Genomic DNA, 14,543 nt, shown 5'->3' with positions numbered 1-14,543 from the left:
CAGCTGTCAGGTGGTGTCCCTTGTGGACACTCGGGGAAGGCTGGCGCCCGCAGGCCAGTCCAGAACCATGCCGCGAAGGCCACCTCTCGACCTTGAGGCTGGCGAAGGGGTCCTTCACCACAGAGGCTGGTCACGCCACCTGTGCCTTTCCCGCCGCAAACCACCGGCCGCTAGGGCTTCACGTCGCTTCGGGGGCGGTCGCGGGCAGCAGCTCCCGCAGCATGGCCAGCAGCTCCCGCCGGTCCCCGGCCCCGAGCTTTCCCCGGATCCGGGCCATGTGGTGTTCCACGGTCTTGCCCGAGATGAACAGCTTGCTTCCGGCCTGCTTGTAGGTCAGCCCGTCGACGACCAGCCGGGCGACCTCCAGTTCCCGTTCGCTCAGGGTGCTCAAACCGGTGGCCGCGACGGGCTCCGGAGCGCGGCCCTGGAACTGCCGGGCCGCTTCGAGCAACTGGACCATCGCCTTGCGGTCCGAAGTCCGGATCGCCGCCTGCCCGGCCAGCCGGGAGGCGTCCCAGCAGAGCCCGAGTTCGTGCAGTTCCGATGCCGCCGCGGTGATGACCTCGGGATCGAAGCTCCCGGTCAGGACCGCGAGCCAGCCGCTCGCGGCGGCGGCGAGTGCGGCCGGATAGCGGCCGCAGGGCGCGAAAGTGTTCAGCGCTGCCAGATGGTCTCCGGCCGAAGAATGATCCTCGACGGTGATGGCGGCGTGCAGTTCGTGCCAGCGCAGGGTGGCCGTCCACAGTGGAGGGTTGCCGAGCGCGTCGAGGACGGTGTGCGCCCGTTCCAGGTGCCCGGCCAGTTTGGCGCTCGCGCCGCCCCGTGCGGCCGCGATCGTGAGTTCTCCCAGCGGCAGCAGCGAATACAGGTCCGGCTGCTGGCGCATCGTCGCCTGGTAGGCGCGGTCCCAGGATCGTTGCATCCCGGGAAGGTCGCTCGACCGTCGCGCCAGGCCCAGTTGCAGGGTGGCGGCGAAGAGTTCGTCGCGGGCCTCGAGGCCGTCCGGCGGCATCAGGGCTTCGGCGGCCGTCTTGAGGTCGCCCGCGGTCATCGCGACCCAGCCGAGCAGCAGCCGGTGCCGTTTCGCGAGCAGGTCGCCGCCGATCCGCCCGGTCACCGCGCGGCTCAGCACCGATTCGGCCAGCGCGAGTTCGCCGGAATGCAGTCCCACCAACGCCGCGAGGGCCGCCGGGCTGTCCGGGAGCGGTGCCGGCGCCCCGGCCGATTCCAGCATCGACGCCGCGCCCAGCAGGGCCGACAGGGTTTCGGCGCCGCAGCCGGACACCGAACCGGTGATCGCGCGCGCCGTCCGCGAGGCGGCGTTCGCGAACAGGGTCGGGACTTCGGGGGTCTCCAGGACACCCTGGGCGGCTTCGAGTTTTCCGGTGCCCAGCAAGGCGATCGCGGCGAACGCCTTCGATCCGGCCCGGCCGGACCATTGGTACAGCTCGGCGCTGTGCGCCAGTTCGCCGCGATGCGCCAGCACGGTCGCGGCCACTTCGGCGCCCGCGGCCCTGGCGTCGGTGTCCGAAGTGCCGCCGAGCATGCCGTCGCCGAGGCGGAGTGCGGTGTCGAGGTCTCCGGCCAGCGCCGCGGCGTGCGCCCAGCCGACGGTGAGCGCCGCGCCGCGCCCACCGGCCTCGGACGCCGCTTCGTAGAACCGCGCCGCGAGTTTCGTGTCGTCGGGCATCGCCTCACGCGCGGCCGCCTCGAAGGCCGCCGCCGCGCTCGCGCCCGAACTTCCCGTTCCTAGCAGGGAACGAGCGAGGTCCAGCACCGGAAGTCCGTCGCGCAGCTGGAGTTCCACCAGCCGTTGCAGCACCGTCAGCCGTCGTCCCGGTGACCCCCAGGCGCGGACGGCTTCCGCGGCGATCGGCAGCAGGACGTCGTCCTCGCCGAGGAGCCCGGTCGCCCTGGCGTCGTCGAAGACCTCCGGCAGGCCTTCGCGATCGCGGTTGAGCAGTGCCGCCAGGAGATCGAGATTCCGGCCCGCGCCTGCCTCGGCCGCGATCAGGTAGCGGTGCACGTCCTCGTCCAGCTGCTCGAGCTCGCCGCGGAAGTCCGCGAGCCCGCCAGTGACCGCGCGGAGCACGAGCCCCGGCACACCACCGGTTCTGACGTGGACTTCTCCGGCCGTGGCCCCGTCGCCGCCGGCGTACTCGACGAGCCGCCGGACGTCGTCGACGCCGAACGCGCCCAAGGACACGGATCTGCCGAAGGAATCCGCGAGCGCGCGCAGCGCCTTGGTCCGCCCCGTCGTTCTGCAGGCGAGTACGACGGGCACGGCCGTTTCCTCCGCCCGCGCCTTGATCTTCGCGATCTCGTCTTCGCCGAGCTGGTCGGCGTCGTCGACCAGCAGGGCCTCGACACCGGCACTCGCGTAGTGGCGTCCGAGCAGGCCGAGCAGATGGGTCTTCCCGTGCCCACCGGGGGCGACGACGGTGAGCCGCACCGGGAGTTCCGGGGCGGCGGTCACCTCGTCGAGCAGACGCCGGGCACCCGGATGGATGATGCCGGGCTTGTCGAGCAGTGCGTTCAACAGCGACCTTCGGGGGAAGCGGCTGGGAAGGGAGAAGGGGAATCAGCCGGGTTGGGGGGATTGGACACGGTGGTGGCGCCGGGGGTGGGCGGCGCGCACGAGGTCGGCGTGGTGGGAGGGGCTTCGGGACCCTTGTCCGCGGTGGCTTCTCGGGTGGTCAAGGTGAGCAGCAGGGCGGTCGCGGCGAGCACCGCGACCGCGGTCCCGGCGACGAGGGGCTTGCGACGGCTGAGCAGTTTCGCCGCCCCGGTGCGTTCTGGCAAGGGGAACGGGGTGATGTCCACCGGCGGCCGTTCGGGCCGCTCGGTGAGCTCCGGAGTGTCGTCGACGCGGGGGAGCAGGGTGGTTTCCACGGTCGCCACGGCATTCGCGGGTTGCGGAACGTCACGTCGCGCGGCGATGTTGGCCGCGCCGGTCGCCACCGTCAGCACCGGATCACTCGAGGCGAAGACGGGGCACGGCGTCCGGCCGGGAACCGGCGGGGCCTCGCCGCAGAGCACGATGCCCGCCAGCGCCTGCGGCTGGATCCCGGCGCCGTGCGCGAGTTCGAAGACCTTGCCGATGGCTTCGCCGGGGTCGACGCCTTCGACCGTCTTGACCGGCAGCCAGCCGTTGATCCCGGCGGTGGCGATCGTGACCACCGCGCCGTCCGGGCCGAATTCGCAGACACCGGCGGTGACTTCGCCTTGCGGGGCAAGGTACGTGTGCAGCGCGGCGACGGGCGCCGGTACCAGCATGGCGCGGGGGAAGCCGGCTTCGGCCAGTGCCCGGCGCAGCAGGTCACGGCGGAACGAACCCCAGCCGACGGGGTGCGTGAGCACGAGGTCCCGCGGTTTCTCGCCGAACCGCTCGGCCGCCTGATCCACCGCGGCGTCCACGAGGACGGCGCTGAGGGATTCGGCCGGAAACCGTTCACCGCCGACGATCACGGGGACGTCGTCGCCGATCCGCTCGTGGAACCCGGTCAGCAGCCGGGCGGGCGCGGACCGGCCCGCTTCGACGGCGGCGTCCCCGGTGAGCAGGTAGCCGTCGTCGTCGAGGAACACCGCGGACGCCGCCGACGGGCCGCGCGCGCCGAGCCACGACGGCTCCGGCACACCCCAGCCGTCGCCCTGGTTCACGCAGGTGGCGGCGGTGGTGCGGGTCGAGGCGATATCGATGCCGAGGACGTAGGGCAACGAGCATCCTCCTTCGCTTGACCAGCCCCTAAGGACCTAATAGGGCCACTCACCCGAACGGCTTGACCCATCCGGGTGAGGGTTGGCATTAAACCCAACCGGATGCGTCTCGGTTAAGCCCCTAACGCCCTAACGATGTCATACCGATCCCCTATTGGCTGAGTGGGCGACGACCAGGAGTGATCCCCGATGTGCTGAGAGGTACCGGCTCACTAACTTCGGTGACCTGCGCTCAGCCGTGCCCTCCGGCCGCTGCGCCAGCCCCACCGACTAGACCACCAGGAGAGTCCTTCCATGGGTTCCGTCCAGACCCTGCACGACTTCACGCTGAACCTGCTGAACGACACCGCCGCCCGCGCGGCCTTCGCCAACGACCCGCAGCAGGTCCTCGCCGACGCCGGCCTCGGTGACATCAACGCCGCCGACGTGCACGAGGTCGTCCCGCTGGTGCTCGACTTCGTCCCGGTCGACACCGTCACCGACGTCACCGGAACCGCCGCTGCGACCGCCGACAACCTGGCGGGCTTCGGCGGCGTCGCGAACGTCGTCAACGGCACCGACGGCGAGTGCGCCGACGGTGTCCAGGGCGCGATCGACCAGCTCACCGCGCTGACCGCCGGCCTGCCGGTCGCCGTCCCGGGTGCCGGCGAACTGCCGAGCCTCCCGAGCCTGCCCGACGCCGGTCTCCCGGGTCTGCCGGAGCTGGGCGGCCTGCCCGCGGTCCCGGCCGTGCCCGCCGTGGGCGACCTGCCCGTCGACCTCCCGGGCCTGCCCGCCGTCCCGGCCGTCTCCGACGTGACCGACGTGTCGAACGCCGCCGCCGGTGTGACCGCTCTCGCGCAGAACACCATCGGCAGCTTCGGCCTGACCGGTGACCTTTCGGAGCTCGACGCCGTCTCCGCGGGCCAGGCCGGTGGCCTCGCCAACGGTGCCGTCGACACCGCGACCGACCTGGTCCACGACGTCCCGGTCGTGGACGCGGTTCCGGCCGTCGACTCGGTCCCGGCCGTCGGTGACCTGAACAGCGACCTGCCCCGCGTCGACGGTGTCGCGGGCGGTACCCCGGACTTCCTGTCGACCGTGGGTGACCTGACCAGCGTCATCGGCCAGGTCGGTGTCGCGGACGTCACCACCAAGGTGCACGACATCGCGGGCAAGGCGCACGACATCGGCAACGGCAACATCGCGAGCGACGTGACCGACAACGTCGCGACCGACGTCACCGACAACGTCGTGAACGACGTCGCGAACCACGCGGGCGTCAACGACGTGCACGACGTCGTCTCCGGGGTGGCCAACAACATCGGCCACGTGGGCGACATCAACCTCGGTGCCGGCGACATCGCCTCGCACAACGACATCCACATCGGCTGAGCTGAATATCTTTCATCTCTTACCGTGTGCACGGGCCCCGCGATCGCACCTGGTCGCGGGGCCCTCGCGGCATGTTGGCCCATGCCACATTGATTCCGTGCTTGGTTAAGGGAACACTGCATCCCCGTGACAGCCCCCGCCTGGCTCGACGTGCTCAACGAGACCTTGGACGCCTGTGCCGCCCACGGCCGCGCCGACCTGGCCGAACGCCTGCGGCGGAGACGGGACCAGCGGGTTCCGGGCACCCGGATCGCGGTGGTCGGCTTTCCCAAGCAGGGCAAGGGATACCTGCTCAACGCGCTGCTGAACGCCCCGGTCTGCGCGGTCGGGGACGCGAGCACCCCCGCCGTCCCCACCGAGATCGGGTACGCCCCCGACGCGGCCGCCACCCTGGTCGGGCACGCCAGGGAAAGCGTGCCGGTGGCCGAGCTCGCCAAGGAACTCGAGATCCGGCCGCCCGGTTCCCTGCGCCGGGTCGAGGTCGGCCTGCCGCGTGAACTGCTCGGCACGGGTCTGGTGCTGGTGGACACCCCGGCGATAGGGGATCCGCGCTCGCCACGCACGGCGGCCACCCTCGACGTCCTCGCCGACGCGCACGCGGTGATCCTCGTCTCCGACGCGACGCAGGAACTCCAGCCCGCCGAACTCGCGCTGGCCCGGCACATCCGGACCTGGTGCCCGGCACTGGTGCTGGCGCTGACCAAGATCGACGTCAGCCCGGACTGGCGTGAACTCGCCGCCCGCAACCGCACCGCGCTTTCCGAGACCGGCGTCGTCGCCGATGTGTTCCCCGTGTCCGCGACGGTGCGCCAAGCCGCCGCGAAGGCCGGTGACGCCGGCCTCAACGGACGGTCCGGTTTCCCGGAACTCCTGAATTGGGTGGGGGAACAGGCCTCGCGCCCGATCGAACGCACCCGGGCGCTCGCCGCCGCGGTGAGCGTCCGCGCGGCGGCGGTCGAGCTGGTCGAGACCCTGCAGACGCGACTCAACGCCGTCTCGCAGGACAACGGAGTCGACCAGGTCACCCTGCTGCACCAGGCACAACGGCGCACCGAGGAACTGCGGCGGCAGAACGTCCGCTGGCAGAACCTGCTGTCGGACGAGATCACCGATCTGGTGTCCGACGCCGAATACGACCTGCGCGAGCGGACCCGGCAGATCGTGCGGCATATCGACCGCACCTTCGACGAAGGCGACCCGGTGCAGATCTGGCCGGATTTCCAGACCTGGCTGGAAGAGAACCTCGCCGAGGCCGTCGAAACGAACTACAACTGGGTGTCCGACCGGTCGACGTGGATCGCGCACGCGGTCGCCACGAGTTTCGGGCCGCGCTACGGCCAGGCACCGGAACTGCCGCTGACCGGATCCGGAGTGGACTCGATCCCCGAGGTCGGCGCCCCCAAGATCGAGCGGTTCAAGATCGGGCAGAAACTCTTCACCGGCTTGCGCGGTTCCTACGGCGGCGTGCTGATGTTCGGCCTGGTCACGAGTCTCGCCGGGCTGCCGCTGATCAACCCGGTGTCCCTCGGCGCCGGTGTCGCGTTCGCCACGAAGAGCGTGCGCGACGAAGGCGGGATGCGGTTGCAGCGGCGGCAAGCGCTGGCGAAGGCCGCGGCGCAGCGTCACGTCGACGACGTGTTCATCCGGTTCAGCAAGGAGATCAAGGACGAGATCCGCCAGGTCCAGCGGCGGCTGCGCGACCATTTCGCCGCGCTGTCGGACGACCTCGCGGAAGAGCTGACCCGCCAACGGGAACTGATCATCGCCGGATCCGCCGAACGGGACCGGCGCACCCAGCGGGTCAAGAAGGAGATCGACCGGCTCGCCGCCCTGCACCGGAAGGCGGGCGCGCTCGGCAGCGGCGCGGCGCCGCGCCGGGAGCTCTCGGCGTGACCGCTCTCGATGTCCGTGAACTGGTGACTGAGGCCGCGGCGCTCTACCGGGACCGCCCGCACGCGGTGGCGATGCTGCACGAATGCCTGGAGAGACTGGAAGAACCGCTGCGCGTCGGCTTCGTCGGCACGCCGGGGACCGGTAAGTCCACCTTGGTCTCCGCGCTGTCGGAATGGCCGACGCGGGCCCTGCGTGACCTCGACCTGTTCGACACCCCGGCGCTCGCCGAACACGTCGACGCGACGGTGCGCCTGGTGCGCCACCTCGAACCCGACGAACTCGCCGGTGCCCGGCCGGTGGGCGGTTCGGCGTTCGCGCGGCAGAGCGCGGTGAACTCGGTGCTGGTGCTCGGCAGGGCCGACGAGGTCGGCGCGGGCCGGATCGACGCGCTGCTCACCGCGAAACAGCTGGCGCGGCGGGCTTGGCGCGAGGATCCGAACTGCGCGGGGTTCCAGGGAGTCATCGCCGTCGCCGGGCAACTGGGCTACGCGGGGCGTGCGTTGCGGGACGACGAGTTCGCGGTGCTGCGCGCGCTGGCGACGGTCTCCCGTCAAGAACTGGAACGGTATCTCCTGTCCGTGGATTCCTTTGTGGACGATCCGTTCCCGGTGGGGGTCCCGCCGGAGTCGAGGAAACACCTGGTTTCGCGGTTCGGGCTCTACGGCGTCCGGCTCGCGATCACCCTGATCCGCACGGGCTGCGAGAGCAGGCTGAAGCTTTCGGCGGAACTCGTGCACCGCAGTGGTCTCGGCGACCTGCGGGACGCGCTCGCGGGATGCTTCGTCGCCAGGGCCGAAGCGTTGAAGGCCCGCACGGCGGTGCTGCGGCTGGAAGGCCTGCTCGCCGCCGAACCGATCCCGCACGGCGACCGGCTGGCCGCACGCGTGGAGCGGTTCGCCGCGGCCGCGCACGACTTCCGGGAACTGCGGCTCATCGCCGACATCCGCGGCGGCCGCACGGCGTTGTCCGGGGAAGTCGCGGAGGAGGCCGCCCGGCTGCTCGGCGCGCAGGGCCTCGCGCCCACCGAGCGGCTCGGCCTCGAACCCGGCGCGGACCCGGCCGAGATCCACGCGGGCGCCGAAAGCGCGCTCGCCGGATGGCGGCACGAGGCGGAACGGGCCGACGCCGCGCACGCCGAACGGGCCGCGGCACGCGTGATCGTCCGCTCGGTGGAAGGACTGCTCAGCCTCTTCGTGGCTTGAAGGGGCCTTTCCCCGCATGGGATGAGGGCAAAGCGCCCTTCGCCGCATGTGACGAGGGGAAAGGCCCCTTCAGCTCCGGGGCTGGTCCCGCGTCAGGCGTTGCCGAGCACCCGGGTCACGGTGATCTCGATGACCACGCGCTCCGGGTTCGGCTTGGGCTCCCGATAGCGTGCGGCGTAACGGTTTTCGGCGTCGCGCACCGACTCCGGATCCTCGCGCAGCACCGCCCGTCCCTCCAAAGTGGACCACCGAGGGCCGTCGATCTGGCAGGCGGCGACCGGAATGCCCTTTTCATCCGCTTCCTTGATCATCCGGGCCTTCTTGGACGAGCGGAACGTGATCACGCGAGCGATCCCGGTCTCGAAGTCCACCGTGACCCCGACGGCGACGACGTGCGGGGTCCCGTCGGGGCGGACGGTGGTCAGGGTGGCGAGATGCCGTTCGGTCCAGAATTCCCGGAAGGTCTCGCCGCGCGCGCTCAGGTCGATCGTCATGTGCTCACGCTAGGCCACCGTTCACTTAAGCGTCATTTGAGGTAATAGTAAGGAAACTTTCTTAACTCTCTTGTTTTTGGCCGACCCGGATGTCACCCTCGAAAAGCGCCGCCGCCACCAACGACGTTTCCGGAGGAGCCATGAGAAAGACCGTTCGGACAGTGCTGGCCGCGGCCGCGCTGACCGCCGGGCTGGTCGCCACGACCGCCCCCGCCACCGCGGCCACCGCTCAAGGAACCCCTTACCTGCCAGGCGTTCTCCGCCCGTCGGTGTCCCAGGCGACGCAGGACGCGGCACTCGCCAAGTACTACGACTTCTGGAAGAAGAACTTCCTCACCACCAAGTGCGGGACGGGCACCTACGCGGTCAAGGCGCCGGACGCCGACCACGCCTTCGTCGCCGAGGGTCAGGGCTACGGGATGACCATCGCGGCCATGATGGGCGACAAGGACTCGCAGGCCCGCACCGTCTTCGACGGCATCCTGAAGTTCGTGAAGGCGCACCCCTCGTCGATCGACAAGGACCTCCACGCCGCCGAGCAGGACGCGAACTGCAAGAGTGTCAACGGTACCGACTCGGCGACCGACGGCGACCTCGAAATCGCCTACGGCCTGCTCATCGCCGACAAGGTCTGGGGCAGCGGCGGTTCGGTGAACTACAAGGCCGAGGCGCTGCGGATCATCAAGGCGATCAAGCGCAGCGAGGTGCACCCCACCACCAAGTTCATGCGGCTGGCCGACTGGGCGGACAGCGGCAAGTACATCAACAGCTCGCGTTCTTCCGACTGGATGCCGGGCCACCTCCGCGCGTTCGAGAAGGCCACCGGCGACTCGTTCTGGGGGCAGGTCCGCACCCGGCAGGAGCAGGCCGTCACCCAGCTCCAGCAGCAGTACGCGCCGAAGACCGGGCTGATCCCGGACTTCGTCGTCAACACCAACTCCACGCCGAAGCCCGCCCCGTTCGACTTCCTCGAGGGCAAGGACGACAAGTACAGCTACAACGCCTGCCGTGACCCGTGGCGCCTCGGCGTCGACGGTGTCACCGTCTCGGGCAGCCCGGCGCAGGGCCAGGTGCGGAAGATGAACACCTGGATCCAGCAGACGACCGGCGGCGACCCGGCCAAGATCACCACCGGCTACACGCTGTCGGGCGCCAAGATCTCGGGCGAGACGGGTCAGCATCCCTGCTTCACCGCGTCGTTCGCCATCGCTGCGATGAACGACCCGGGCAGCCAGGCCTGGCTGGACAAGCTGTGGACCCGTGTCACCACGTGGACGCCGAACGCCACGGACTACTACGGCACCGGCATCACCGTGCAGGTCCTGCTCATCCTCTCCGGTAACTACATCGCTGTCTGACCTCCCGTGAAGGCCCCCTTCCCTCGACTGAGCAGAGGGAAGGGGGCCTTCACGCGCGCTACGGACACCCACCGGACAAGATTTCAACTAACAGTTGACCTCTTCAACAGGCAGTTGTAGCGTCGGCGACCATCCGAAGCCTGTGGAGGTCCGTCATGCCGTCGACGCCGCACACCCTGACCCGAACCTGGCGCTTGGCCGTGCTCACCGGCCTGGCCGCACTCGTCGCCGCGGCCTGCGGAGGCGGGCCCGACGGGGCAGGCGGCCAGGAACCCGCGGCACCGGGGGCGCCCGCCGCGATCCCGGACACGACCGCCCTGATCGAGTCCGTCCAGAAGGACTCCGCCGTCGTCCTGCCCGCGAAATACACGCAGGCCGGGATGCTGCACCTGGCGTCGAACCTGCAGTCGGCGCCCAACAACTTCTACGCCGCCGACGGCAAGACCCCGATCGGCTACGAGGTCGACCTCGCCAAGGCCATCGGCAAGAAGCTGGGCGTCACCGTGCACCACCAGGACATGGCGTTCGGTTCGCTGATCACGAGCCTCCAGTCCGGCCGCGTCGATCTCACGATGGCCGCGATGAACGACACCAAGACGCGTCAGGCGCAGATCGATTTCGTCGATTACTTCTCCTCCGGAATCACGATCATGGTCCGCAAGGGAAACCCCGACCGGATCTCCGGCCCGGACACCTTGTGCGGCAAGAACGTCGCGGTCGTGCAGGGCACGAGCCACCAGAAGTTCGCCGAAGAACAGAACGGCAAATGCACGCAGGGCGGCAAGCCCGCGCTGACCGTGACCGCGACGGACAGCGACACCCAGAACCAGAACCAGCTCCGCACCGGGCGGGTCGCCGCCATCCTCAACGACCTGCCCAGTGCGGTCTACATCTCGCGTACCGCGGGCGAGGGCAAGTTCTTCGAGGTCGTCCCCGGCGAGCCGCTCAACGGCGGGCCGTACGGCATCGGCGTCAACAAGGAGAACAAGCCGCTGGCCGAGGCCGTCCAGAAGGCGCTGCAGTCCCTGATCGCCGACGGCGGCTACGGCAAGATCCTCCAGGCCTGGGGCGTCGAGCAGGGCGCGGTCAAGGAGGCGAAGCTCAATGGCGGAAGCTGAACCGCTGCCGATCGTCCGGCTGAGGCACTGGGGCCGCTGGGTCAGCGCCGTCGTCATCCTCGTGCTGCTGGTCCTGCTCGGGATCGCGCTCGGGAACGCCCAGATCCAGTGGGATTCCGTCCCGGAGTTCCTGTGGTACCGGGTGATGGCGGTCGGTCTGCTCAACACCGTGCTGCTCGCGGTGATCGCGCAGGGTTCGGCGATCGTCATCGGAATCGTGATCGCCCTGATGCGCCGGTCGGCGAATCCGGTGGCGCGCTGGTTCGCGGCAGGCTACATCTGGCTGTTCCGCGGACTTCCGGTGCTGCTGCAGATTTTGATCTGGTACAACCTGGCGCTGGTCTTCGAGTTCATCTCGATCCCGCTGCCGTTCGGCGGTTACCTGCTGCACGAGCAGACCAACGTGCTGATCACCGCGTTCACCGCGGCGCTGCTCGGCTTGGCGCTCAACGAAAGCGCGTACATGGCGGAGATCGTCCGTGCCGGGCTGAACAGTGTCGACAGTGGGCAGACGGAGGCGGCGAAGTCGATCGGGATGTCGCCGGGCGCGACGTTGCGCCGGGTGGTGCTGCCGCAGGCGATGCGGGTGATCATCCCGCCGACCGGCAACGACTTCATCAACATGCTCAAGGGGACGTCGATGGCGTCGGTGATCGGCGTGACCGAACTGATCCACGCCGCGAACAACATCTCGTCCAACAACCTGCTGGTGATGGAAACGCTGCTGGCCGCCGCGGTCTGGTACATGGTCGTGGTGACCGTCGCCGGGGTCGGGCAGCACTATCTGGAACGGGCCTTCGACTCCGAAGACCGGTCGCGAAGTCCGTTCTCCCGTGCCGCCAAGGCTTTGCGCACCGCGCCGCTGGTGAGGAGTGAACGTGGCTGAGCCGCTGCTCAAGGCCGTCGGAGTCCGCAAGAGCTACGGCCACACCGAAGTACTGAGCGGGATCGACCTCGAAGTCCACAAAGGACAGGTGGTCTGCCTGCTCGGCCCGTCCGGCGCGGGGAAGAGCACGTTCCTGCGCTGTGTCAACCATCTGGAGACGATCGACGCCGGACAGGTCTGGGTCGACGGCGAGCCGATCGGGTTCCGCCTGAAGAACGGGAAGCTGTACGAGCTGAAGGAACGCGAAGTCGCCCGTCAGCGGCGCGATATCGGCATGGTGTTCCAGCGGTTCAACCTGTTCGGGCACCGGACGGCGCTGCAGAACGTCGTCGAGGGGCCGGTGCGGGTGCTCGGCGTCCCGGCCGACGAGGCTCGGGAACAGGCGCTCGACCTGCTGGACAGGGTCGGCCTCGCGCACCGTGCCGACGCCTATCCGGCACAGTTGTCGGGCGGGCAGCAGCAGCGGGTCGCGATCGCCCGGTCGCTCGCGATGAAACCGAAGCTGATGCTGTTCGACGAGCCGACGTCGGCGCTCGACCCGGAACTCGTGGGCGAGGTGCTGGCGGTGATGGGTACGTTGGCCGCGGAGGGGATGACGATGGTCGTGGTGACGCACGAAATGGGGTTCGCGGCCGAGGCCGCGGACGAGGTGGTGTTCATGGCCGACGGCGCGGTCGTCGAGACCGGCCCGCCGGGGGAGATCCTGAGTTCGCCGAAGCACGAGCGGACCAAGCAGTTCCTGGCCCGGGTCCTCGCATGACGCGGATCTCGCCGCGGTACCTGCTGCAGTTCGGCGAACCGGCCGGGTACCTCGACTTCGCCCGGTTCGGGCCGCCGTCGCACGCCGTGCTCGACACGACGGCGAGCCTGCTCGACGCCTCGACCAAGGCCGGACCGTCCACTGTGGATGACCTGATGCGGCAGGAGACCCGGGCCAAGGCCGCCGCCGCACGGCTTTCCGGCAGCGACACCGACCACACGGTGTTGTTGCCGCACACCAGTCTCGGGTTGTTCCAGGCCGCGTTCAACGCCCCGGGCGGCGAGGCGCTGGTCTCGGCGTCGGAGTTCCCGGCCAACACGTACCCGTGGGCGCGGGCCGAACAGGCTGGACGGCTGACAGTGCGCCGGCTGCCGCTGGGGAACGTCACGGCGGACGCCGTCAAGGCGGCCTTGACGGCGGAGACGTCGCTGGTCAGCGTGAGCGCTGTCGACTTCCGCACCGGGTACCGCGCCGATCTGGCGGCGATCCGCGAGGTGGTGGGGGACCGGCTTCTCGTCGTCGACGGCATCCAGGGCTTCGGGGTGACCGAGGCGCCGTGGGAGGTCGCGGACGTGCTCGTCGTCGGCGGTCAGAAGTGGCTGCGGGCGGGCTGGGGCACCGGCTTCGCCGTCCTGTCCGACCGGGCGCTGGAGCGGATGGAGCCGATCCTGTCCGGCTGGACCGGCGCCCGTGACCCCGGCCTGTTCGACGACGAGATCCATCCGGCCGACGACACCGCGGCCGCGTGGTCGATCTCGAACCTGAGCCCGATCACCTCGGGCGCGTTCGCGGCCGCACTGGAACTGGTGGAAGAGGCGGGTGTCGCGGCCATCGCCGGGCGGATCGCCGAACGCGTCGGAGAACTCGAAGAGGTCGTGAAATCCGTGGGCGGCGAGGTGGTTTCGGCCGTCGAGCGGCGGGCCGGGATCCTCGCGTTCACTGTGCCCGGCCACGCCGCCGAACAGGTCGGCTCCGCGCTGGCGAACGCCGGGATCGCCGCGACCGTACGGCCGGAGCACGTCCGGCTGTCCCCGCACGCGTCGACACCGGCGAGCACGGCGGAACTGGTGCGTTCGGCGCTGGAACGCTTGACGAAACCGGTCAGTGTTTTCGAGGCGCCTGTCGTCGCGTCGGCGGTGTCGGGGGATCTGCTCACCGCGCTCGTCCCGGCGGTGCACGCGCTCGCGGCGATGCTGGGGCCGGGCAACGAAGTCCTGCTGCACGACCTGAGCAGGCTGCCGGACTCGATCGTCGCCATCGCGGGTGACCTCACCGGCCGGACGGTCGGCGGTCCGATGACGGATCTCCTGCTGGGCCTGGTCCGCCGCGGCACCACACAGGACCTGACGAACTACGAAACCCACGGCCCCGACGGACGCGCGATCCGGTCATCGACGGTGTTCCTGCGGGACGCCGACGGGGTCGCGATCGGCTGCCTGTGCGTCAACCGGCTGACCGACGGGGCGCCGAAGGCCAACGGGCACGAACCCGAGACGTTCCCGCCGGACGTCGACAGCCTGCAGCGGTTCCTCGTCGGGCGCGCGGTCACGAAGGCCGGGATCCCGGTGGACCTGATGAAGAAGCGGCACAAGGCGGCCGTGGTCCGGGAACTGGACGAGGCGGGATTCTTCCTCATCAAGGACTCGGTGGACCACCTCGCCGGGGAACTCGACGTCACGCGGTACACGATCTACAACTACCTGAACGAGATCCGGGGCACCTGACGCTCCCGCGCGCGCTA

11 protein-coding genes are annotated in these 14,543 nt (G+C 69.9%); 8 read left to right on the top strand and 3 right to left on the bottom strand.

The window, feature by feature from the left end:
- Nucleotides 1-178: 178 nt before the first annotated feature.
- Nucleotides 179-2,539: a helix-turn-helix transcriptional regulator gene (locus tag ACLJRM_RS28830; RefSeq protein WP_101612933.1), complete on the bottom strand. Its 2,361-nt coding sequence runs from the start codon at nucleotides 2,537-2,539 to the stop codon at nucleotides 179-181.
- A complete protein-coding gene (locus ACLJRM_RS28825) occupies nucleotides 2,536-3,717 on the bottom strand; it encodes a molecular chaperone DnaK (RefSeq protein ID WP_410664827.1) in 1,182 nt (393 codons plus the stop codon). Before ACLJRM_RS28825 ends, ACLJRM_RS28830 begins: the two co-directional genes overlap by 4 nt.
- Nucleotides 3,718-4,011: 294 nt before the next feature.
- Between ACLJRM_RS28825 and ACLJRM_RS28820 the strand changes: the two genes are divergently transcribed.
- The 3 genes from ACLJRM_RS28820 (at nucleotide 4,012) to ACLJRM_RS28810 (ending at nucleotide 8,186) form a co-directional block, all read left to right on the top strand.
- A complete protein-coding gene (locus ACLJRM_RS28820; RefSeq protein ID WP_410664826.1) occupies nucleotides 4,012-5,091 on the top strand; it encodes an IniB N-terminal domain-containing protein in 1,080 nt (359 codons plus the stop codon).
- 126 nt (nucleotides 5,092-5,217) lie between these two features.
- A complete protein-coding gene (locus ACLJRM_RS28815) occupies nucleotides 5,218-6,984 on the top strand; it encodes a dynamin family protein (RefSeq protein ID WP_101612935.1) in 1,767 nt (588 codons plus the stop codon).
- Nucleotides 6,981-8,186, top strand: a complete 1,206-nt coding sequence (locus ACLJRM_RS28810) for a GTPase (RefSeq protein WP_101612936.1) — start codon at nucleotides 6,981-6,983, stop codon at nucleotides 8,184-8,186. The genes ACLJRM_RS28815 and ACLJRM_RS28810 overlap by 4 nt, the downstream gene beginning before the upstream one ends.
- A 92-nt stretch (nucleotides 8,187-8,278) precedes the next feature.
- On the opposite strand, the gene ACLJRM_RS28805 is transcribed toward ACLJRM_RS28810, so the two are convergent.
- Nucleotides 8,279-8,680 (bottom strand): TIGR03618 family F420-dependent PPOX class oxidoreductase, encoded by a 402-nt coding sequence (locus ACLJRM_RS28805; protein WP_101612937.1) that lies wholly within the window; start codon nucleotides 8,678-8,680, stop codon nucleotides 8,279-8,281.
- 140 nt (nucleotides 8,681-8,820) lie between these two features.
- On the opposite strand from ACLJRM_RS28805, the gene ACLJRM_RS28800 reads away from it, so the two are divergent.
- From ACLJRM_RS28800 to ACLJRM_RS28780, 5 genes are all read left to right on the top strand, one after another.
- The gene (locus tag ACLJRM_RS28800) at nucleotides 8,821-10,038 is read left to right on the top strand and encodes a glycosyl hydrolase family 8 (protein WP_101613822.1); all 1,218 of its coding nucleotides are present in this window, start codon (nucleotides 8,821-8,823) and stop codon (nucleotides 10,036-10,038) included.
- Nucleotides 10,039-10,193: 155 nt separating this feature from the next.
- On the top strand, nucleotides 10,194-11,156 hold the full coding sequence (locus ACLJRM_RS28795) for an ABC transporter substrate-binding protein (protein WP_410664825.1): 963 nt from the start codon (nucleotides 10,194-10,196) through the stop codon (nucleotides 11,154-11,156).
- Nucleotides 11,143-12,042 carry an amino acid ABC transporter permease gene (locus ACLJRM_RS28790; protein WP_101612939.1) on the top strand — a complete coding sequence of 300 codons (900 nt, stop codon included), beginning with the start codon at nucleotides 11,143-11,145 and terminating at the stop codon, nucleotides 12,040-12,042. The genes ACLJRM_RS28795 and ACLJRM_RS28790 overlap by 14 nt, the downstream gene beginning before the upstream one ends.
- A complete protein-coding gene (locus ACLJRM_RS28785) occupies nucleotides 12,035-12,802 on the top strand; it encodes an amino acid ABC transporter ATP-binding protein (protein WP_101612940.1) in 768 nt (255 codons plus the stop codon). Before ACLJRM_RS28790 ends, ACLJRM_RS28785 begins: the two co-directional genes overlap by 8 nt.
- Complete coding sequence (locus tag ACLJRM_RS28780; protein WP_410664824.1) at nucleotides 12,799-14,526, top strand: aminotransferase class V-fold PLP-dependent enzyme; 1,728 nt, start codon at nucleotides 12,799-12,801, stop codon at nucleotides 14,524-14,526. Before ACLJRM_RS28785 ends, ACLJRM_RS28780 begins: the two co-directional genes overlap by 4 nt.
- The last annotated feature ends 17 nt before the right edge of the window (nucleotides 14,527-14,543 follow it).

This window comes from Amycolatopsis sp. lyj-84 (assembly GCF_046549075.1).
Classification (GTDB): Bacteria; Actinomycetota; Actinomycetes; order Mycobacteriales; family Pseudonocardiaceae; genus Amycolatopsis.
The sequence above is the reverse complement of the archived record's forward strand: the minus strand, read 5'-3'. Positions and strand labels throughout refer to the sequence as shown.

Bases quoted from the DNA above. Each gene is read 5' to 3' on its own strand.
- ACLJRM_RS28805 (WP_101612937.1), bottom strand. From the start codon at position 8,680: ATGACGATCGACCTGAGCGCGCGCGGCGAGACCTTCCGGGAATTCTGG.
- ACLJRM_RS28795 (WP_410664825.1), top strand. From the start codon at position 10,194: ATGCCGTCGACGCCGCACACCCTGACCCGAACCTGGCGCTTGGCCGTG.
- ACLJRM_RS28800 (WP_101613822.1), top strand. From the start codon at position 8,821: ATGAGAAAGACCGTTCGGACAGTGCTGGCCGCGGCCGCGCTGACCGCC.
- ACLJRM_RS28820 (WP_410664826.1), top strand. From the start codon at position 4,012: ATGGGTTCCGTCCAGACCCTGCACGACTTCACGCTGAACCTGCTGAAC.
- ACLJRM_RS28780 (WP_410664824.1), top strand. From the start codon at position 12,799: ATGACGCGGATCTCGCCGCGGTACCTGCTGCAGTTCGGCGAACCGGCC.
- ACLJRM_RS28790 (WP_101612939.1), top strand. From the start codon at position 11,143: ATGGCGGAAGCTGAACCGCTGCCGATCGTCCGGCTGAGGCACTGGGGC.